19 protein-coding genes and 4 pseudogenes are annotated in these 19,781 nt (G+C 69.7%); 13 read left to right on the forward strand and 10 right to left on the reverse strand.

What is annotated here, in order from left to right:
* Window positions 1–35: 35 nt before the first annotated feature.
* The 5 genes and pseudogenes from K1X59_RS21105 to K1X59_RS07290 all read left to right on the forward strand — a co-directional run bounded on the left by K1X59_RS21105 (window position 36) and on the right by K1X59_RS07290 (window position 3,376).
* Window positions 36–158: a hypothetical protein gene (locus tag K1X59_RS21105; RefSeq protein ID WP_258567147.1), complete on the forward strand. Its 123-nt coding sequence runs from the start codon at window positions 36–38 to the stop codon at window positions 156–158.
* Entirely contained in the window at window positions 134–445 is a 312-nt protein-coding gene (locus K1X59_RS07275; RefSeq protein WP_258567148.1) for a histidinol dehydrogenase, read from the forward strand. The genes K1X59_RS21105 and K1X59_RS07275 overlap by 25 nt, the downstream gene beginning before the upstream one ends.
* A 9-nt stretch (window positions 446–454) precedes the next feature.
* Window positions 455–775 carry a ferredoxin gene (gene fdxA / locus K1X59_RS07280; protein ID WP_021199610.1) on the forward strand — a complete coding sequence of 107 codons (321 nt, stop codon included), beginning with the start codon at window positions 455–457 and terminating at the stop codon, window positions 773–775.
* Window positions 776–784: 9 nt separating this feature from the next.
* Window positions 785–1,895: pseudogene (dapC, locus tag K1X59_RS07285) on the forward strand (succinyldiaminopimelate transaminase).
* 191 nt (window positions 1,896–2,086) lie between these two features.
* On the forward strand, window positions 2,087–3,376 hold the full coding sequence (locus tag K1X59_RS07290) for a citrate synthase (RefSeq protein ID WP_183152318.1): 1,290 nt from the start codon (window positions 2,087–2,089) through the stop codon (window positions 3,374–3,376).
* A 63-nt stretch (window positions 3,377–3,439) separates the two neighbouring features.
* Here K1X59_RS07290 and K1X59_RS07295 read toward each other — a convergent pair.
* Window positions 3,440–4,839 (reverse strand): annotated as a pseudogene (locus tag K1X59_RS07295) (DEAD/DEAH box helicase).
* 295 nt (window positions 4,840–5,134) lie between these two features.
* Window positions 5,135–6,082, reverse strand: a complete 948-nt coding sequence (gene dapD / locus K1X59_RS07300) for a 2,3,4,5-tetrahydropyridine-2,6-dicarboxylate N-succinyltransferase (RefSeq protein WP_220174080.1) — start codon at window positions 6,080–6,082, stop codon at window positions 5,135–5,137.
* Window positions 6,083–6,147: 65 nt separating this feature from the next.
* Here dapD and dapE point away from each other — a divergent pair, with 65 nt between their 5' ends.
* The 3 genes from dapE (at window position 6,148) to K1X59_RS07315 (ending at window position 8,688) form a co-directional block, all read left to right on the forward strand.
* Entirely contained in the window at window positions 6,148–7,221 is a 1,074-nt protein-coding gene (dapE, locus tag K1X59_RS07305) for a succinyl-diaminopimelate desuccinylase (RefSeq protein WP_183152319.1), read from the forward strand.
* Window positions 7,203–8,420, forward strand: a complete 1,218-nt coding sequence (locus K1X59_RS07310; protein WP_183152320.1) for a hypothetical protein — start codon at window positions 7,203–7,205, stop codon at window positions 8,418–8,420. Before dapE ends, K1X59_RS07310 begins: the two co-directional genes overlap by 19 nt.
* 94 nt (window positions 8,421–8,514) lie before the next feature.
* The gene (locus K1X59_RS07315) at window positions 8,515–8,688 is read left to right on the forward strand and encodes a DUF3117 domain-containing protein (protein ID WP_017203323.1); all 174 of its coding nucleotides are present in this window, start codon (window positions 8,515–8,517) and stop codon (window positions 8,686–8,688) included.
* 93 nt (window positions 8,689–8,781) lie between these two features.
* Here the strand turns inward: K1X59_RS07315 and K1X59_RS07320 are convergent, their stop codons facing one another.
* On the reverse strand, window positions 8,782–9,420 hold the full coding sequence (locus K1X59_RS07320; RefSeq protein WP_183152321.1) for an O-methyltransferase: 639 nt from the start codon (window positions 9,418–9,420) through the stop codon (window positions 8,782–8,784).
* Window positions 9,421–9,510: 90 nt separating this feature from the next.
* Here K1X59_RS07320 and K1X59_RS07325 point away from each other — a divergent pair, with 90 nt between their 5' ends.
* Both K1X59_RS07325 and K1X59_RS07330 read left to right on the forward strand, forming a co-directional pair.
* Window positions 9,511–9,885 (forward strand): twin-arginine translocase TatA/TatE family subunit, encoded by a 375-nt coding sequence (locus tag K1X59_RS07325; protein WP_183152322.1) that lies wholly within the window; start codon window positions 9,511–9,513, stop codon window positions 9,883–9,885.
* A gap of 29 nt (window positions 9,886–9,914) precedes the next feature.
* The gene (locus tag K1X59_RS07330; protein ID WP_183152323.1) at window positions 9,915–10,514 is read left to right on the forward strand and encodes a hypothetical protein; all 600 of its coding nucleotides are present in this window, start codon (window positions 9,915–9,917) and stop codon (window positions 10,512–10,514) included.
* Window positions 10,515–10,521: 7 nt separating this feature from the next.
* Here the strand turns inward: K1X59_RS07330 and K1X59_RS07335 are convergent, their stop codons facing one another.
* The 4 genes and pseudogenes from K1X59_RS07335 to K1X59_RS07350 all read right to left on the reverse strand — a co-directional run bounded on the left by K1X59_RS07335 (window position 10,522) and on the right by K1X59_RS07350 (window position 13,936).
* The gene (locus K1X59_RS07335; protein WP_220174081.1) at window positions 10,522–11,016 is read right to left on the reverse strand and encodes a YcxB family protein; all 495 of its coding nucleotides are present in this window, start codon (window positions 11,014–11,016) and stop codon (window positions 10,522–10,524) included.
* Between the two features lie 22 nt (window positions 11,017–11,038).
* Window positions 11,039–12,160: an Mrp/NBP35 family ATP-binding protein gene (locus K1X59_RS07340; protein ID WP_220174082.1), complete on the reverse strand. Its 1,122-nt coding sequence runs from the start codon at window positions 12,158–12,160 to the stop codon at window positions 11,039–11,041.
* On the reverse strand, window positions 12,157–12,669 hold the full coding sequence (locus K1X59_RS07345; protein WP_183152325.1) for a DUF1003 domain-containing protein: 513 nt from the start codon (window positions 12,667–12,669) through the stop codon (window positions 12,157–12,159). The genes K1X59_RS07340 and K1X59_RS07345 overlap by 4 nt, the downstream gene beginning before the upstream one ends.
* Window positions 12,669–13,936, reverse strand: a pseudogene (locus tag K1X59_RS07350) (magnesium transporter MgtE N-terminal domain-containing protein). Before K1X59_RS07350 ends, K1X59_RS07345 begins: the two are co-directional and overlap by 1 nt.
* A gap of 230 nt (window positions 13,937–14,166) precedes the next feature.
* Between K1X59_RS07350 and K1X59_RS22815 the strand changes: the two are divergent.
* Window positions 14,167–14,262 (forward strand): annotated as a pseudogene (locus K1X59_RS22815) (hypothetical protein); the annotation flags it as partial.
* A 495-nt stretch (window positions 14,263–14,757) separates the two neighbouring features.
* Window positions 14,758–15,408 carry an alpha/beta family hydrolase gene (locus K1X59_RS07360; protein ID WP_183152326.1) on the forward strand — a complete coding sequence of 217 codons (651 nt, stop codon included), beginning with the start codon at window positions 14,758–14,760 and terminating at the stop codon, window positions 15,406–15,408.
* On the opposite strand, the gene K1X59_RS07365 is transcribed toward K1X59_RS07360, so the two are convergent.
* The 3 genes from K1X59_RS07365 to K1X59_RS07375 all read right to left on the reverse strand — a co-directional run bounded on the left by K1X59_RS07365 (window position 15,405) and on the right by K1X59_RS07375 (window position 18,799).
* A complete protein-coding gene (locus K1X59_RS07365; protein ID WP_396652587.1) occupies window positions 15,405–16,067 on the reverse strand; it encodes a phosphotransferase in 663 nt (220 codons plus the stop codon). The genes K1X59_RS07360 and K1X59_RS07365 overlap by 4 nt on opposite strands.
* A gap of 251 nt (window positions 16,068–16,318) precedes the next feature.
* Window positions 16,319–17,755 (reverse strand): aminopeptidase P family protein, encoded by a 1,437-nt coding sequence (locus tag K1X59_RS07370; protein WP_258567151.1) that lies wholly within the window; start codon window positions 17,753–17,755, stop codon window positions 16,319–16,321.
* Window positions 17,756–17,776: 21 nt separating this feature from the next.
* Window positions 17,777–18,799: an endonuclease/exonuclease/phosphatase family protein gene (locus tag K1X59_RS07375; RefSeq protein ID WP_220174083.1), complete on the reverse strand. Its 1,023-nt coding sequence runs from the start codon at window positions 18,797–18,799 to the stop codon at window positions 17,777–17,779.
* Window positions 18,800–18,900: 101 nt separating this feature from the next.
* On the opposite strand from K1X59_RS07375, the gene K1X59_RS07380 reads away from it, so the two are divergent.
* Window positions 18,901–19,773, forward strand: a complete 873-nt coding sequence (locus K1X59_RS07380) for a PHP domain-containing protein (RefSeq protein ID WP_183152328.1) — start codon at window positions 18,901–18,903, stop codon at window positions 19,771–19,773.
* The last annotated feature ends 8 nt before the right edge of the window (window positions 19,774–19,781 follow it).

Raw genomic sequence — 19,781 nt, forward strand, 5'->3', positions numbered from 1 at the left:
CGCGGCCCCGCAGCCGTCGCCGGTAGGATCGACGGGTGCGCGTGAGCTGGGTGTCGAGAGTCCTGTCCTGGGTGGCGGCGGCCGTGGTGGGCGGCGTCTACGGCATCGCCGGCACGATCGCGCACAGCGTGGCGTGGGGCCGATCCCCGTCGGCCTGATCGTCGCCGCGATCGCGTGCGCGTCGATCCTCATCGCGGTGCGCGCACTCACGCACGACAGGGGAGCAGCGGTGGCTGCGGGTCTCGGCATGATCGGGATGCTGGTGCTGATCTCGGGTGTCGGCCCCGGGGGCTCCGTCGTCGTGCCCGACTCGCTCAGCGGACAGGTCTGGACCTATCTCGTCGCCGGGATCGTGCTGCTCGTGATCGCGTGGCCGTCGTTCTCACGGCCTCCCGTGCGCACCGAGGCGCCCGCCGCGCAGGAACCCGAGCCGCACGAGTCGTAGACTGGAGCGGTGACGTATGTGATCGCCCTCCCGTGCGTCGATGTCAAGGATCGCGCCTGCATCGACGAGTGCCCCGTTGACTGCATCTACGAGGGGGAACGCTCGCTGTACATCCACCCCGACGAATGCGTAGACTGCGGCGCCTGCGAACCCGTGTGCCCCGTCGAGGCGATCTACTACGAAGACGACCTGCCCGACGAGTGGCAGGACTACTACAAGGCCAACGTCGAGTTCTTCGACGAGATCGGCTCGCCCGGCGGAGCCGCCAAGGTCGGCGTCTACGCGTTCGACCACCCGATCATCGCCGCGCTCCCGCCCCAGGGCGAGTAGGCGCGTCCTGTGAGCGTCCGCGACCTCGCCGACTACCCGTGGGATGCCGTCGTCCCGTTCCGCGAGCGCGCAGCGCAGCATCCCGACGGCCTCGTCGACCTGTCCGTCGGTTCGCCGGTGGACCCGACGCCGGAGATCATCCGGCAGGCCCTCGCCGACGCGACCGACGCGCACGCCTACCCTCAGACCGTCGGGACGCCGAGTCTTCGCGAGGCGATCGTCGACTGGTACGCGCGGCGCAGGGGGTGCTCGACCTCACGGTCGACAACGTGCTGCCCACGATCGGCTCCAAGGAACTCGTCGCGCTGCTGCCGACGCTGCTCGGACTCGGCGACGGCGATATCGTCGTGCACCCGAGCGTGGCGTACCCGACCTACGAGGTCGGCGCCCGCGTCGTGGGAGCGACCACGTTCCCGTCCGACGATCCGGCGGAGTGGCCGGAGGGCACGGCGCTGATCTGGATCAACACCCCGGGAACCCGGACGGGCGCACCTGGACGGTCGAGGAACTCGCCGCAGCTGTGCGCCGCGCCCGTGAGCTCGGCGCCGTGCTCGCCAGCGATGAGTGTTACGCGGAGCTGGGCTGGGACGGCCCCTGGGCGACCGAGCCGATCCCCTCCATCCTCGACCCGCGGGTCACCGGGGGCAGCCGCGCGAACCTGCTCAGCGTCTACTCCCTGAGCAAGCAGTCGAACCTCGCGGGGTATCGCGCCGCGTTCGTCGCGGGCTGCGCCCGCATCGCCGGTGACCTCCTCACGGCTCGCAAACATCTCGGGCTCATGCCGCCCGCACCGGTGCAGCACGCCATGGCCGTCGCGCTCGGAGACGACGACCACGTCGCCGTGCAGAAGGAGCTCTACCGCGCGCGGCGTGACGCGCTGCGTCCCGCACTGGAATCCGCCGGCTTCCGCATCGACGGATCGGAAGCGGGGCTGTACCTCTGGGCGACCGAAGGCCGCGACGCCTGGGAGTCGATGGGTCGGCTCGCCGATCTCGGCATCCTCGCCGGGCCGGGACCTTTCTACGGGGCGAGTTCCGCCCAGCACGTGCGCCTGGCTCTCACGGCCCCGACGGATCGGGTCATCGAGGCTGCGCGCCGACTCGCGAGCGCGTCTCTGTAGGTTCTCACCTCACACCCGGCATCTGTTTGGCGGATGTCACAGTAGGCCTGTGTGCCTACTAGGCTGTAAAGGCGATTCGGTCGTGACCCGACCTGGTGCACAGCGCCGTGAGATCGCCAGTTCCGACTTGATCACGATCTTGTCCGATGTCGCCGCGACGAGCGGGGCCCGGACACCAGGAGGAGGTCCGCGTGAGCGCTGCGGCAGACCAGACGGCGAAGCTGACGATCGGCGACACGACCGCCGAATTCCCGCTACTGCGCGGCACGGCCGGGCACGACAGCATCGACTTCTCGACGTTGACGCGGCAGACGGGGTACACCGGCCTCGACTACGGGTTCGTGAACACCGCCTCCACCAAGTCGGAGATCACGTTCATCGACGGCGACAAGGGCATCCTGCGCTATCGCGGATATCCGATCGAGCAGCTGGCGGGTTCCACGAGCTACCTCGAAGTCGCCTGGCTCCTGATCTACGGCGAACTGCCGTCGGCCTCCGAGCTCGCCGAGTTCGACGAGAAGATCCGCCGCCACACGCTGCTGCACGAAGACCTCAAGCGGTTCTTCTCGGCGTTGCCGCACACGGCGCACCCCATGTCGGTGCTGTCGTCCGCTGTCGCGGCGCTCTCGACCTACTACGAGGGCCAGACCGACCCGCACAACCCCGAGCACGTCGAGCTCAACATGGTGCGCATGCTCGCCAAGCTGCCTGTGATCGCGGCCTACGCGCACAAGAAGAGCGTCGGCCAGGCCTTCCTCTACCCCGACAACTCGCTGAGCTTCGTGGACAACTTCCTGAAGCTCAACTTCGGCGTGCACAGCGAGGAGTACGAGGTCAACCCGGTGATGTCGAAGGCTCTCGAGCTGCTGCTGATCCTCCACGAGGACCACGAGCAGAACGCCTCGACCTCGACCGTCCGCCTGGTGGGTTCGACCGGAGCGAACCAGTTCGCGTCGATCTCGGCCGGCATCCAGGCCCTCTCCGGCCCGTTGCACGGTGGCGCGAACGAGGCCGTGCTCACCATGCTCGGTCAGATCCGCGACTCCGGCCAGAGCGTCTCGCGCTTCGTCGAGCGGGTGAAGAACAAGGAAGAGGGCGTGAAGCTGATGGGCTTCGGGCACCGGGTCTACAAGAACTACGACCCGCGCGCCAAGCTCGTCAAGGATGCCGCCGACGAGGTGCTCTCCTCGCTCGGCGTGACCGATCCGCTCCTCGACCTCGCGAAGGAGCTCGAGGAGCTCGCGCTCGCAGACGACTATTTCCGCGAGCGTCGCCTGTACCCGAACGTCGACTTCTACACGGGCGTCATCTACAAGGCGATGGGCTTCCCGACCCGCATGTTCACCGTGCTGTTCGCGATCGGCCGTCTGCCCGGCTGGCTCGCACAGTGGCGCGAACTGCAGCTCGACCCGCAGACCAAGATCGGTCGCCCTCAGCAGCTCTACACGGGATCGCCCGAGCGGTCGTTCCCCGCTCGCTGAGCGCAGAACCGAAAGCGCCCCCTCCGCCGAAGTGGAGGGGGCGCTTTCGATGTGCTGGGTGGGTCAGCGACCCTGTGAGCCGCGGCCGCCGCCCTGACGGGACTGGCCGCCCTGGCGGGACTGGCCGCTCTGCGTGGAGTAGCTGCCGCCCTGACCTGCGCCGTTGGAGCGGGGACGGCGACGACGACGCGACGGCGGGTTGGCCGCACCGTTCTTCTCGCCACCGGCAGGACGCTGCTTCGACGACTGCCGCTGCTGCTGCTGCGGCGCCTGCACGGGGGCCGGGCGCACGTGCGGTGCGCGCTCCGGCACCAGAGCCGTGATCGTCGCCGAGGTCACGTCCTCCAGGGGAGCGGTGATCGCGGCCTTGCGGAGAAGGTCCTTGACGTCGCGGCGCTGCTCGGGCAGCACGACGGTCACGACCGTACCGGCGGCACCGGCGCGCGCCGTGCGTCCGAGCGGTGCAGGTACGCCTTGTGCTCGACGGGCGGATCGACGTGGACGACGAGGTCGACGTTGTCGACGTGCACACCGCGAGCGGCGACATCCGTCGCGACCAGCACGCGCACGCCGCCGTCTTCCGGGGCAGCGGAGAAGGCGCCGAGGTTGCGCTCACGAGCGTTCTGCGACAGGTTGCCGTGCAGGTCGACGGCGGGGATGCCGGCGGCGGTCAGCTGCTTCGCGAGCTTCTTGGCCTGGTGCTTGGTGCGGGTGAAGAGGATGCGACGACCGGTTCCCGACGCGAGGTCGCGCACGAGGGCGGTCTTGTTGTCGGTGGAGTCGACGACCAGCACTCGGTGCGTCATCTCGCCGACGGGCACGCTCTCCTCGTCGACCTCGTGGCTGACGGCGTTCGAGAGGAAGCGGCGGGCGAGGGTGTCGATGCCGCGGTCGAGTGTGGCGCTGAACAGCAGGCGCTGGCCACCGGCCGGAGTGGCCGTGAGGATGCGCGTGACACCGGGGAGGAAGCCGAGGTCGGCCATGTGATCGGCCTCGTCGAGCACGGTGACCTCGATCGCGCTGAGACGCACGACCTGCTGCTTCATGAGGTCTTCGAGACGACCGGGGCAGGCCACGACGATGTCGACGCCGCCGCGCAGCGCCTGCTCCTGCGGACGCTGGCTGACACCGCCGAAGACGGTCGTGACGCGCAGGCCGGCGGCTTCGGCGAGAGGAGCGATGGTCGCGGCGATCTGCGTCGCGAGCTCACGGGTCGGCGCGAGGACGAGCCCGCGCGGGAGGCCGGCGCGGCGCTGACCGCCGGAGGCGGCGAGACGTGCCACGAGGGGGAGGGCGAAGGCGATGGTCTTGCCGCTGCCGGTGCGGCCGCGACCGAGGAGGTCACGACCGGCGAGGGAGTCGGGAAGGGTGTCGCGCTGGATGGCGAACGCCTCGGTCTTGCCGGAGGCGGCGAGAACAGCGGCGAGCTCGGCGGGAACGCCGAGTTCAAGGAAAGTAGACATGCAGAAACTCCGTCAGCGCACGAATGAACGGCGCGAGATAAGGGGTGAGGTGGGCGACGGCGCAGGAGGTGCGCATCGGTTCGCCGTTCGAAAGGCCAGCTCATGCTGGTTATGGGAGCAGTTCCGCTCGCTTCGGTCCTCGGAGACCCCGTGACGACGACGATATTGCGAGACCGGCGGTCTGTGCAACGACAACAGTCTACCAGTGCGGACGGGTCGGAGCCTGCATGCGCCCATGCAGCGCGAGTCGACCGATCCGCCGCGAGGGTGTCGACGACTCCCTCACCTGCTCCGCTCAGGCGTGCAGAGCCTCGTTCAGCGTCACTCCGACGCCGGCCCGGCGCACGGCCTCGACGGCACCGCTGAGGGAGTTGCGGCGGAACAGCAGCCCATCCTGGCCGGAGAGCTCAGCGCCCTTCACCGTCCGCCGTCCGCCGTCCGCTGTCACAGGGCCGTCGACCAGCACGATCTTCGTCCCCGCCGTCACGTAGAGGCCCGCTTCGACGACGCAGTCGTCGCCCAGGGAGATGCCGATACCCGCGTTCGCGCCCAGCAGGGTGCGCGCGCCGATCGAGACACGGTGGGTGCCCCCGCCGGAGAGCGTGCCCATGATCGAGGAACCACCGCCGATGTCGCTGCCGTCGCCGACGACCACCCCCTGCGAGATGCGACCTTCGACCATGGAGGCCCCCAGCGTCCCGGCGTTGAAGTTCACGAAACCTTCGTGCATCACCGTCGTCCCGGGGGAGAGGTGGGCCCCGAGGCGCACACGGGAGGCATCCGCGATCCGGACACCGCTCGGCTGCACGTAGTCGGTCAGCCGGGGGAACTTGTCGAGTCCCTGCACCTGGATGCCGGCGCGCTGGAGGTGTGCGCGCAGACGCGCCGCGTCCGCAGGGAGCACAGGGCCCGCATTCGTCCAGGCGACGTTCGGCAGGTGTCCGAAGATGCCGTCGAGGTTGAGGTCGTTGGGGCGCACCACGAGGTGCGAGAGCGCATGAAGGCGGAGATACGCGTCGGCTGTCGAGGTCGGGGCGGCGTCGAGGTCGATCTCGAGCTGAACGAGCTCGACGCTGACGTTGCGGCGGTCATCACGTCCGACGAGGGGTTCCAGTGCGGCGACGGCGGCGTCGTCGGCGGCCGCGCGGCCGGTGCGCACCTCCGGATACCAGGCGTCGAGAACCGTGCCGTCTCCGGCGATCGTGGTCAGTCCGATACCCCATACCGTGCGCGCGTCGCTCATCCCTCAACGCTAGCGCGCTCCGCTCCGTGCGACGTCACTCATGACGAGGTAAGTAGGCTTGACGCATGGTGCTCGATCTGACCGCGTCCTCCGTCGACCTCACCCGTGCGATCTGCGACATCCCGAGCGTCTCCGGCGAGGAGAAGACGCTGGCCGACGCGATCGAGCAGGCGGTCGCCCCCCTCGCGCATCTCGAGGTGATCCGGCACGGCAACACGATCGTCGCCCGCACGAACCTCGGACGCGCACAGCGTGTCGCCATCGCCGGACATATCGACACCGTGCCGATCAACGAGAACCTGCCGACGCGAGACGTCGAGATCGAGGGCGTCCCCCACCTCTGGGGACGCGGCACCGTCGACATGAAGGCCGGCACCGCGGTGCAGCTCAAGCTCGCGGCGGAGCTCGTCGACCCGGCCGTCGACATCACCTGGATGTGGTACGACAACGAGGAGGTCGAAGCCACCAAGAACGGGCTCGGACTCCTCGCAGCCGTCCGGCCCGACCTGTTCCAGGCGGACTTCGCCATCCTCGGGGAGCCCTCCAACGGCGAAGTCGAAGGCGGATGCAACGGCACGATGCGAGCCATCGTGCGCACGACAGGGGTGCGCGCGCACAGCGCCCGCGCGTGGATCGGGGAGAACGCCATCCATCGCGCCGCGCCGATCCTGACCCGTCTCGCGGAGTACCGGGCCAGGGAGGTGCTCGTCGAAGGGCTGCTGTATCGCGAGAGCCTGAGCGCGGTGCGCATCGCGGGTGGCGTCGCCGGCAATGTCATCCCCGACGCCTGCGAGGTCGAGGTCAACTATCGCTTCGCTCCGAGCAAGTCCGCTGCCGACGCGGAAGCGCACCTGCGCGGGGTGCTGGCGGGCTTCGACGTCGAGATCACGGATGCCGCAGAAGGTGCCCGCCCCGGACTCGATGCGGAGATCGCGAAGCAGTTCGTCGCCGCCGTCGGCGCGGAGCCGCGTCCGAAGTACGGCTGGACCGATGTCGCCCGGTTCTCCGCGCTCGGCATCCCCGCAGTGAACTACGGCCCCGGTGACCCGCATCTCGCTCACCACGACGAGGAGCGGGTGCCGCTCGCGCAGATCGACGCCGTGGAGCGGGGCCTGCGCGCATGGCTCACCTCGCACTGAGCGCAGCCCGCCGCTGGGCGCAGTCACCCCTGGCTCTGCGCATCGCCGTCGTGTACCTCGCGGCGCGCGTCGTGACGACGCTGTTCCTCGTGCTCGCCGCATCGCTGTCGACCTCGTTCTCGCGGTTCGGGGCAGACCCGGGACTCGCGGACTTCGTGCTCGGCTGGGACGCGCAGTGGTACTGGCTCGTCGCCGAGAACGGGTACCCGAGCGAGCTCCCGCTGACCGATTCCGGCGAGGTCGCCGAGAACGCCTGGGCCTTCATGCCGGTGTTCGCATACGCCGCGAAGGCCGTCGGGTTCGTGTTCGGCTCGTGGGGAGCGGGTGCGCTCCTGATCTCGCTCGTGGCCGGGTACTTCGCCTGCCTCGCCCTGCACCGGCTGCTGCGGGATCGCGTCGGCGCTTCCGCGGCGCTGTGGGCGGTGGTCTTCTTCGCGGCGGGACCCCTCGGGGCGATGTTCCAGGTCGGCTACGCGGAGACCCTGTTCCTGCTGCTGCTGTTCCTCGCGCTCGATGCGACGACCAGACGCCACTACGCCCGGTTGTACCTCTTCATTCCGGTGATGGCATTCACGCGCCCCGGCATCCTGGCGTTCGCGCTCTTCCTCGGGCTGCACGGGATCACCCGCTGGATCCGCCGCAGGGAGGATCCGCTGTCCGGCCGTGAGATCGCACACATCATCGCGCTGGGTGCGCTGGCGACGACGGCCGGTTTCGCCTGGCAGGTCATCGCGGGCGTCGTGACCGGCGATCCCGGCGCCTACCTCGCGACCGAACTCGCCTGGCGTCGACACTGGATCGTCGGCGGCGTCGACGGGTTCGTGCCGTTCGAGGGCTGGGTGCAGGCCTCGCAGTTCTGGTTCGGACTCTGGGGTCTGCCCTCATGGTGGGGGCCGATCGCGCTCGCGCTCTCGGTCGTCGCTGCCGGAGCGGCACTCCTGTACTCGCCGCAGGTGCGGGCTCTCGGAAGCGATCTGCGCCTCTGGAGCGCCAGCTACCTGCTGTACCTGCTGGCCGTGTTCTTCCCGCAGTCGAGCACGTTCCGGCTGCTGCTGCCTCTCAGCCCGCTCTGGGGCGCCGTCGCGGTACCTCGATCACGTGCGTGGAGGATCGGGGTCCTGGCGCTCTGTCTCCTCGGCCAGTGGTTCTGGATCTCTCACGTGTATGCGCACGGGAGCACGTTCTGGCAGGTGCCGTGACACCGTTCTGCGACCCCAATGTTGCTCGGTGACCTCCAGGTCCCGATGACACCCGATAAACTCGTTCCATACCACCGGAGGAAAGGGAGCCACGATGGCAGCGATGAAGCCGAGGACCGGAGACGGACCTATGGAGGCCGTGAAAGAAGGACGACTCATCATCGTGCGCGTTCCACTCGAAGGCGGCGGCCGTCTGGTCGTCTCCGTGAACGACGCCGAGGCCAAGGAACTCCACGACGTGCTCGCCGCCGTCGTGGCGCCGGCCTGATCGACCAGGGGTCCGCATCCGCGGATCCGAAAGGGCGGGGGATCCTCGGATCCCCCGCCCTTCGTCGATTCCCGGAACCCGGGGGCGCTCGGGTCAGTCCCGATCGGCCAGACGGATCAGTTGAAGGAGTCCCTCGCCGGCAGGCGACACGGTCGCGAGCACCGCAGACGACTCCTGCGTCTCCTGCACGAGCGACCGGTATGCGGACGTGACCTCGTCGCGTTGCACCGGGTCGGCGACGCGTCCTCCGGCGAGGATGCGCGGGACGAGGACCATTCCGCCCGCGCGGGCGAGACGCAGCCCGTGCTCGACGTACTCGATGATGTGCTCGGGGTCGGCGTCCACCAGCACGATGTCGTACGACGCCTCGTTCATGCGCGGGAGCACGTCCATGGCGCGACCCGTGATGAAGCGCACGCGTGTGGACGGCACCTTCGCATCGGAGAACGCCTGACGTGCGGCGGCGAGATGCTCCGGTTCGTTGTCGATCGACGTCAGAACGGCCTGCGGGGCGCCTCGCATCAGCCAGAGCCCTGAGACGCCGGCGCCGGTGCCGATCTCGACGACGGATCGAGCGCCCGTGGCTGCGGCGAGCACCGCGATCTGCGAGCCGACCACCGCGCTGACGGGTGCTGCTCCCAGTTCGACCGCGTGCGCTCTGGCGCGGGCGATCGAGTCCGGTTCCACGATGGATTCGCGAAGGAAACGCGCGTTCGCGTCGTGCTCGCTCATGGCCTGTTCTCCCTGCCTGCCCTGATGATTCCTCCCAGCGTATTCGCTCGGCGCGCGCGGGGAACGCAGGCGCGGCGGTAGCCTGTAGAGATGACGTTCGGGCTCACCTTCGAGAAGCTGCTGCTGATCGGCCTCATCGCGGTCCTCATCATCGGCCCTGAGCGTCTCCCGCGGGCCGCGGAGAGCTTCTCCCGCATGGTCCGCAAGGCCGGCGAGTACCTCCGCGACACCAAGAGCCGGATGCGTCAGGAGATGGGCCCGGAGATCGACGACGTCGATTGGCGCAAGCTCGACCCTCGTCAGTACGACCCGCGCCGGATCATCCGCGATGCGCTGTTCGAGGAACCGCAGACGCCGACACCGACGCAGGCGCGCCAGACCATCGCGGAGCCGGTCGCTCCCCGCGCGATTCCTCAGGAGTTCAGCGCGACCAATCGTCCGCCGTTCGACCCCGAAGCCACGTGAGGGGAGCGCGGCTCGCGCATCGCGATGCCGTGGCGTTCGGATTCTCCGCCTTCTGCGGATGCGTCGGCGCGCTGATCTGGGTGCTGTGGGTGCTGCCGGTGGCCGCATCCGTCGGCGATGCGCACCCCGAGCCCCTCGGGTCGGCCGTCTCGGTCGACCTCGATGCCGGTGAACGCGTCGGCATCTGGGGCAGCGGGATCTCCGCGATGCTGGGTACGATGCAGTGCACGGCGACGGGACCCGATGCCGCGGAGGCGCCGCAGTACGGCGGACCGTCCCTGTCGTGGGACGACACGCTCTGGTGGATGACGCCGAAGCCCGGCTTCGAGCAGAGCACGCAGTTCACCTCCGCTGAGGCGGGTACGTACACGGTGATCTGCGATGATTCCCTCGACACGTACGACGGCGAATTCCTGGTCGCCGGTGACGCCTTCGGGCGCGGCTCCATCGGCCTCGGACGCACCGGCGGGAGCGACTTCGCCGTCGGCACGCTGCTCGCTTTCGGCGCCGTCTTCTGCCCGCTGATCGTCGTGCTGCTCCCCGCAGTCATCCTCATCCGGCGACTGGTCACGCGTGCCAGGGTGTCGCGCACGCAGGGAGGCGATCCGGGCGCGGCCGCTGTTCGCTGACCGCTGCCTAGGAGATCCGGGAGCGCAGCGCGGCGATGTCTTCGTCCGTGAGCAGAGCACGGGGGATCGCCGTGGCCACGGAGGCCCCGCGTACCTTGAGCAGCACGGCATCCTTGCCCACCCGCATGTTCTGGAACGTGGCATACGCGATGTCCGAGCGGCGGTCTCCGCTGCCCAGCTTCAGCGCGTCGTCGTCCACCGTGACCCACACGACCGTCTCGACGGGCATGGCGGTGCGGACGGCACGTCGCGCGGTGGCTACCGACATCACGACCGCGTAGGCGGCGAGGCCGAGGACGATCGTCGGCATCCAGCCCGCACCGAATGGCGGCTCCTGTCCGGGAGCGCGCGGCGTGCTCTGATTCAGGATGCTGAGCGTCAACGCGCCGGCGAGGGCGACCCACATGACGATGGCGACGGGGCGGGTGAGCGAGTAGATCGCCGCGTCGCGCGCCATCCGACGCAGCAGGCTCTCGTCGACCGTCAGGGAACGGGGAGGCATCGTCTCATCCTTCCACGCGCGCTCAGCCGATCGACATCGGCAGCGAGCGGCCGGAGAGGCCACGACCCTGCCGGGCGAGGGAGCGGGCGAGATCGCGGATCGTCGTGGCCGCCGCGTCGGATGTCTCGGCCGCGACGATCGGGATCCCGGCATCGCCGCCTTCACGGAGCGCGGGACTCAGCGGGATGGATGCGAGCAACGGCACCGGGGCTCCCGGTTCGGAGAGCGCGTCGGCGACGGCGGCACCTCCACCGGAGCCGAACAGATCGATCACCGTGCCGTCGGGGAGCGTGTACGCCCCCATGTTCTCGATGACCCCGATCACACGTTGACCCGTCTGCCGGGCGACGAGACCGCTGCGGATCGCGACCTCGGCGGCCGCCGTCTGCGGCGTGGTGACCACGAGCACCTCCGCGTGCGGCAGCAGCTGGCCGATCGAGATCGCGATGTCACCCGTGCCGGGCGGCATGTCGATGAGGAGGACGTCGAGGTCGCCGAAGAAGACATCGGTGAGGAACTGCTGCACGGTGCGGTGGAGCATCGGTCCGCGCCATGCCACGACCGACTCGCCGTCGCGCAGGAACATCCCGATCGAGATCGTCTTGACGCCGTGCGCGACCGGCGACAGCATCAGGTCGTCGATGCGCGTCGGCTGCGTACCGGCCGGGATTCCCAGCAGACCGGGGATCGAGAACCCGTGCACGTCGGCATCCACGAGACCGACGGCGAGACCCTGATCGGCCAGGGCGACGGCCAGGTTTGCGGTGACGGTCGACTTGCCGACGCCGCCCTTGCCGCTCGAGACGAGGATCACCCGCGTGAGCGAGTCGGGGCCGAAGGGCATCTGCCGAGGCGGCCTGCCGTCGCGGAGCTTCTCGGTGAGCGCCTTGCGTTCGGCCGGGGTCATCACACCCACCTCGACATCGACGGCGGCGATACCGGGGACGGACGCCGCCGCCTGCCGCACATCCGACTCGATGCGCGCCGCAGCGGGGCAGCCGACGATCGTGAGGACGATGCCGACGTGGGCTCTGTCGCCGTCGACGGAGATCTCCCGCACCATGTCGAGGTCGCCGATGGGGCGCCGCAGCTCGGGATCCGTCACGGCGGAGACGGCTGCACGGACGCGGTCGGACTCCGTCACGAGTCCGCGTCCGGCCGAGGAGTGTCCGACGTCTCCTCGAGTTCCGCGAGAAGGGCCTTCAACTCCTGCCGCAGCACGTCGCGGGTGACGATCTGCGAATTGCGCTCCTCGAGCGACATCCGCAGAGCGACGATCTCGCGAGCGAGGTACTCGGTGTCGGCCAGGTTGCGCTCTGCGCGCTGGCGGTCCTGCTCGATCTGCACGCGGTCGCGGTCGTCCTGCCGGTTCTGCGCGAGCAGGATCAACGGTGCGGCATAGGACGCCTGCAGAGACAGCATGAGCGTCAACGCCGTGAACCCGAGGGCGGCGTCGTCGAAGCGCACGCTCTCCGGCATGAGCGTGTTCCACACGATCCAGACCACGCAGAACAGGCTGAGGATGAGCAGGAAAGCAGGTGTGCCCATCGCCCGAGCGACCCACTCCGTGAACCTGCCGAACCGGTCTCGTGAGGTCGTGCGAGGACGGGTGGTGCTGCGGCCCGGTGCATCGAGACGGGGAGAGCGAGCCATCAGCGTGTCTCTTTCGCCGTCGACGGAGCGTCATCGCTGTCGTGGGATCGCCAGTCGTCGGGGAGCAGGTAGTCGAGCACATCGTCGATGCTGATGGCCCCGACGAGGCGGTGCGCCGCGTCGATCACGGGCAGCGAGACGAGGTCGTAGCTGGCCAGCATTCGCGCGACCTCGGCGGCGGATGCCGTCACCGGCACGGGTTCCAGGCTGTCGTCGAGGATGGCCCCGAGACGCTCGTGCGGCGGATAGCGCAGCATCCGCTGGAAGTGTACCAGCCCGAGCAGGCGTCCGGTCGGGGTCTCGAACGGGGAAGGGTCACGAAGACCGCGGCGGCCAGCGCGGGATGCAGCTCGTGCCGCCGGATCAGTGCCAGAGCCTCGGCGACCGTGGCGTCGGCGGACAGGATGATCGGCTCTGGAGTCATCAGACCGCCCGCGGTGTCGGGCCCGTAGCGCAGCAGCATCCTGACGTCTTCGGCCTCCTCCGGCTCCATGAGCTCCAGAAGCTGCTCCAGACGGTCCGGTGCCAGCTGAGCGAGCAGGTCGGCCGCGTCGTCGGGCTCCATCTGATCGAGGATGTCGGCGGCGCGCTCATCTCCCAGACGATCGAGGATGTGCACCTGCTCGTCTTCCGGCATCTCTTCGAGGGCATCGGCGAGGCGGTCGTCCGAGAGCTCTTCGGCGACCTCGATCATGCGCTGCTGGGGGAGATCGAGGAGCGTGTTGGCGAGGTCGGCCGCGTGCAGCTCCGAGTAGGACGCGATGAGCTGCTCGGCCGACTGGGACTCGCCGGGCGCACGCTCCTCGGCGACCTCGCTCCAGGCCGCGAAGGTCGTGGGGCCCTTCGCGAACGGCGAGGCGCTGGTCTTCGGACGGCGGAGGAAGAGCTGGCTGATCGCCCACTCGCCGAGGCGGTTCGGCTCGATCGCGATGTCTTCGATGACGGCGGTTCCGCTGCCGTCGGCGAAGCTGACCCGCCGTCCCAGCATCTCTGCGAGCACACGCACCTCACCGGCGCGGGGAGAGAAGCGCCGCACGTTGATCAGCCCCGTCGTGATGACCTGTCCGGAGCGGATCGAGGTGACCCGGCCGATCGAGAGGAACACATGTCGTCGCCCGGGGATCTCGACGACGAGGCCGATCACACGGGGCGCCGCGGTACTTCGATACACGACGACGACATCCCGGACCTTGCCGAGCCGGTCGCCGACGGGGTCGAAGACGGCGCACCCGGCCAGGCGCGCGGCGAAAACCCGTTGTGTGCTCACTTCTCCAGAGTAGTCGGCGGCTTCGTCCTGCGGCGGATGGCCGCGCTTCGGGCCGTCCATCGGCACGCGTGGAAGAATAGCCGGATGAGCATGCTGAACCGCCCCGCGAGCGGCACGGAGACTGGCGAGATCGTCGCCTCGATGCGCGACTACGAGAGCGCGCAGAAGACGGTGTCGAAGCTGATCGCGGGGAGGTGCCTGCACGGGACATCGCGATCGTCGGGCAGAGCGTGCGGACGGTCGAGCGGGTCACCGGCAAGTTGGGCTATGCGGCGGCCGCGCGCTCCGGTGCGATCAACGGCGTCCTGATCGGCCTGTTCCTCTCGGCGATCCTCGTGCTCGGCAATCCCGAGGTGCCGATCCAGCTCTTCGTCGGCTTCGTCTTCATCGGCGTCGCCGTCGGCATGATCCTCAGCCTCGTGACGTACGCGATCGTCCGACGCCGGCGCGATTTCGCGAGCGTCACGCAGTTCGCGGCCGACCACTATGAGGTCACCGTGCTGGCAGCCTCGCTCGCCAAGGCGCGTCAGGTGCTGGGGGCAGCCAGGGTCGCCCCCGTGCGTCCGCCGGTGAACCTCGACGAGCCGCCCAAGTACGGCGAGCGGATCGCTCCGGGCGCCACGGCGCCTGCTCCGGCACCGGAGGAGCCCGTGATCCCGCCGCGCCCAGCGGACCCGGTGGCCGAGCCCGTCGCCGAGCCGGGTACGGAGCCGACGCCGGAAGCGGGCGATGCCGCAGAGTCGACCGACTCCGATTCCACCCCGGCGCGCCTGGCGTCGAGGGCGGCAGGGCATGACGGTGACGCTGTCCCCGCGCGTGCGATGACCGACATCCGCGTCGAGCTCCCCACCGGGACCACGACGGTCTCGGCGGACTGGAGTCCCGGGGACGGCCGCGCGATCGTCGCTGTGGCCCACGGTGCAGGAACCGGCAAGGACCACCCGTTCCTCACCGGCTTCACGGATGCGCTCGGCGAGCGCGGTTTCTCGACGCTGCGGTTCAACTTCCCGTACGTGGAGCAGGGCCGGAGGATGCCGGGGCCCGCCGCACATGCGATCGCGACCTGGAACGCGGTCGTGGCTTTCGCCCGCGCGCACGATGCGGAGGCACCCGTGTGGGCGGCCGGCAAGTCCTACGGCGGACGTATGGCCTCGATGGCGGTGGCCGACGGCCTCGAGGTCGACGGCCTGGTCTACCTCGGCTATCCGCTGCATCCACCGGGTCGCCCGGAGAAGCCCCGTGTGGAGCATCTGCCCGCGATCGACGTGCCCCAGCTCTTCGTGGAGGGGACGAACGATCCCTTCATCCAACCGATCCCGCAGTTCCAGGAAGCTGTCGCTTCGTGTCGAGATGCCCGCGTGGAGTGGATCGAGGGGGCAGGTCACACCTTCGAGGTGAAGGGGCGCAAGCGTCCCGCCGCAGAGATCGGGGCATCGCTCGCGCCGGTCGTCGCCGCGTTCATCGGCCTCTAGACGAGCGAGGACAGCTCAGGGTCGGCCAGGATCCTCCGGAGTGTCGAAAGCCCGAGCGCGCTCATCTCCGGGTTCGACTCCTCGTAGTACCAGCCGAGCCCGATCGCCTGCTGGAAGGCCCACGCAGCGCCGCGCCGCCATTCGATCTCCCCGGCGCCGACCTCGTCGCGCAGCACCTGCCGCGCCGGCGCGTCGAAGACGTGCCATGCCGCGACGAGGTCGAGCGCCCGGTCGGCGGGGCCGAATCCGCCGCCGTCGAGGACCCCCGAGAGACGCGTCTCGCCGCCGCGTTCGTCGACGAGCAGGTTGAACGGCGTCAGGTCGCGATGGCTCATGACGTCCGGCCCCGATACGGGGAGCTCGCGGAGCGTCGACCACAGCGCCGTCGCGCGCCCAACGTCGATCAGGTGACGACTGCGCACCAGACACTGCGTCACCCACTCATCGTGGTCGGCGAGGTCGCCGCCGCGTCCGTGACCGTCGAAGACCCGGCCGCCGGGGTCGACTGACCGCAGCGCCAGGATCAGGATGGCCAGGTCGTGCGCCAAGGAGACGGACGTCGCATGGGCGCCGGAGTGCGCGGTGTCGCCGGGGACCCAGGTCTGCACAGACCAGGCGGACGGGTACGCATCGCTTCCGCCCCCGGCCCCGTGCGGCAGGGGGCCGGGAACGGCGACGACGCCGCGAAGGCCGTCAGCGCCCGCCCCTCGGCCTCCACCTCCGCGCGTGTGGCTGGGAGGAGAGGAAAACGCGCCACGAGGTCGTCTCCGAGACGGATGATCGTGTTGACTGTGCCGGTGGTGTGCACCCGGCGAAGTTCCCGATCAGCGAGGTCGGGGAACGTTGCGCCGATCAGGCTCCTGGCGAGCGCGTCGTCGACCGCGAGCTCGGAGTCGTGCATCCGCGGCCGTCAACCCTGCAGTCGTGCGATCCACGCCTCGACCTCGTCGGCCGTGCGCGGGATGTCCGCCGACAGGTTCACGGGACCGTCCTCGGTCATCAGGATGTCGTCCTCGATGCGGACGCCGATGCCGCGGAGCTCTGCGGGCACCGTGAGGTCGTCGATCTGGAAGTAGAGACCGGGCTCGATCGTGAACACCATGCCGGGCGTCAGGATGCCGTCGTAGTACATCTCCCGCCGGGCCTGCGCGCAGTCGTGCACGTCGATGCCGAGGTGGTGCGAGGTGCCGTGCACCATGTACCGACGGTGCTGGCCGCCCTTGTCGGCATCGATCGCCTCGTCGGCCGACACGGGGAGCAGGCCCCACTCGGCGGTGCGCTGGGCGATGACCTTCATGGCGGCGCCGTGCACGTCGCGGAAACGCACTCCCACCTGGGCGGCGGCGAATGCGGCGTCCGCGGCCTCGCGCACCGTCTCGTACACCCGACGCTGCACCTCCGTGAACGTGCCGGAGACCGGCAGGGTGCGGGTGATGTCGGCGGTGTACAGGCTGTCGGCCTCGACGCCGGCGTCTACGAGGATCAGGTCGCCGGGAACCACCGTGCCGTCGTTGCGGGTCCAGTGCAGATAGCACGCGTGCGGACCGGACGCGGCGATCGTGTCATATCCCTCGCCGTTGCCGTCTTCGCGGGCGCGACGGTGGAAGACGCCCTCCACGACCCGCTCGCCGCGCGCGTGAGCCACGGCGGAGGGCAGCTCGCGGATGATGTCGTCGAAGCCCTTCGCCGTGATCTCCACGGCACGCCGCATCTCGGCGATCTCGAACTCGTCCTTGATGAGGCGCAGCTCCGAGACGAAGCGGGTGAGGGCTTCGTCCTCGTCGAGCACGAGCTCGCCGTCGACGGGCTCGAGCTCGTGCAGGTGCGCCGTCGCGATGTCGAGGTCGGCCGCGACGCCGGCGAGGGACGGACGCGGTCCGATCCAGAACTCGCCGATCGTCGCATCGGCGTAGAACTCGGTGGTCGTGCGGTCGGCGCGCTCGCGGAAGTACAGGGTGACGTCGTGCCCGTCGTCGGTGGGGGCGAACACGAGGACGGAGTCCGGTTCGGCGTCGGACGCCCACCCGGTCAGATGCGCGAAGGCGGAGTGCGCACGGAACACGTAGTCGGTGTCGTTGCTGCGCTGCTTGAGCGCGCCGGCCGGGAGCACCAGTCGTCGCCCGGGGAACGCCGCAGAGACCGCGGCACGGCGCACGGCCGCGTACGCCGCCTGTGCGCGCGGGGCAGGGAGCGTCTCAGGGCGCTCGGCCCAGCCGGTGGAGATCGTGTCGAGGAAGCCCTGGGGGAACGGCTGCTTGCGGTTCGTGGTGCTGTTCTCGGCGGACGCTTCGACGGGGTTTCTGCGATCGTGTCGCGCTCTCCGGTGCTCATCCCTCCAGTCTGTCATCTGCAGGGCGGCAGGGGGACATCAGCCCGCGGGCTCCAGCTGTACGACGAGGGCGCGATGGTCGCTGCCGCCGGCGTCGTCGAGAACGACCGAACCGGTCGGCGTCCAGTTCTGGGAGGCCATCACGTGGTCGATCGGTGCGCCGGCGAGGGCGGGGAGCGAGCTCGGCCAGGTGCCGGCGAGACCGCTGCCCGTGCGAGAGGCGACGTCGCGGCAATAGCCCATGTCGCCGCCTTCCACCCCCAGAGAAGCCATGTGATCGATCGTCGCGTTGAAGTCGCCGGCGAGGATGAAGTCGCCGGCGGGGCACTGGTCGGCGATCCATTGCAGGTCGCTCTGCCACTGCCGCATCTCCTCCATGCGAGGGGCGACGGCATGCACGGCGACGATGGTGGGGCCGGAGCCGTCGACAGGCATCAGGACCACGCTCGGCACGGAACCCGTGTTGCTCGAGCCGTCCTTCGACGACTCGATCACGGAGTACTCACCCAGGTCGGGGGCGACCAGCACGGTGGTCTGCCAGGACTGGGGCCCGTCCGGGATGTCGGGGCGGAACTGCACGTGGTGCACCCACATCGGGTGCCCCTGTTCCCGCAGCATGATGGCGATGCGCTCGCCGACGGCCTCGGTCGTCTCGGGGAGAGCGACGATGTCGGCACCCTGATCGAGGATCTGCCGGGCGATCTCCTCCGCGGCGACGGCCTCGCCCGCCGTGTTCCAGGTGAGCACGCGGACGCTGCTCTCGGTCTTCGCGGGGAGGTCGGCAGCGCCGAACCCGCGGGTGACGCCGATCAGACCCGTCGCTCCGGCGCCGAGGAGGGCGACGATCAGCACCGAGGCGGCGAATCCGCGCAGCGGGCGGGCGAACAGCAGGAGCAGGGCGAGCACCGCCACCACCAGGAAGCCGCCGAGGACCAGCCCCTGTGCCGAGACGAGCTGAGCGAACGGGTAGGTCTGCTCGAGGCGGAAGAACTGCGGCCACACCACGACCGCCGTCGCGATCGCGAGCAGCACGGTGAAGAGGATCCCCAGTAGTCGAAACATCCCTTCCAGCCTAGGAGCGCACCCTGTGAAGTCCCTGCCTCGACATCCCGTTTCCGAGCGCCTGCGCGTCTCGGCCGTGCGGCTCTCGGTACGCTCGGAGGATGGCCACTCCGTCCTCCGGGTTCGCCGGTCCCGCCGACCTGCACCTGCACTCCAACCACTCCGACGGCACGGAGTCGCCGGCCGAGGTGATGCGACAGGCGCACGCACACGGGATCCGGACGGCCGCCCTCACCGACCACGACCGTTCGACGGGATGGGGAGAGGCCGCCGAGACCGCCGCAGGACTCGGGATGACCTTCATCCCCGGCATGGAGCTGTCGGCGAAGCACGAGTGGCGCAGCGTGCACGTCCTGGGCTATCTGTTCGACCCCGACGACGAGGCCCTGCGCGCCGAGACCGACCGGATCCGCGGCGACCGCATCGGCCGCGCCGAGCGCATCGTGCGCAGCATCGGCCGCGACTACGACCTGCACTGGGACGATGTCGTCGCGCAGACGACCATGGATGCCACGGTGGGGAGGCCGCACATCGCCGACGCGCTCGTCGCGCGGGGTATCGTGCGGGACCGGACAGAGGCGTTCGACGGCATCCTGCACCCCCGCGAGGGGTACTACGAGCCGCACTACGCGCCGGACCCGCTGACCGCCGTCCGTTTGATCACCGAGGCCGGGGGCGTGGCGATCATCGCGCATCCCGTCACCACCGGCCGCGATCGGATGATGCCAGTGCCGTTCATCGAGCGCCTGATCGCTGCGGGACTCGGCGGATTCGAGATCGACCACCGGGAGAACACGGCAGCGGGCAAGCGGGTGCTGCGCGAGCTCGCCGCGAAGCACGACCTCATCGTCACCGGCTCGAGCGACTACCACGGCAGCGGGAAGCCGAACCGCCCCGGCGAGAACACCACGTCCGACGAGATGGTCGCCCGGCTCATAGCACGCGCGACGGGCACAGCCCCGCGGTTTCCCTGATCCTCGGC

Source organism: Microbacterium sp. Se5.02b, assembly GCF_019464375.1.
Taxonomy (GTDB): Bacteria; Actinomycetota; Actinomycetes; order Actinomycetales; family Microbacteriaceae; genus Microbacterium.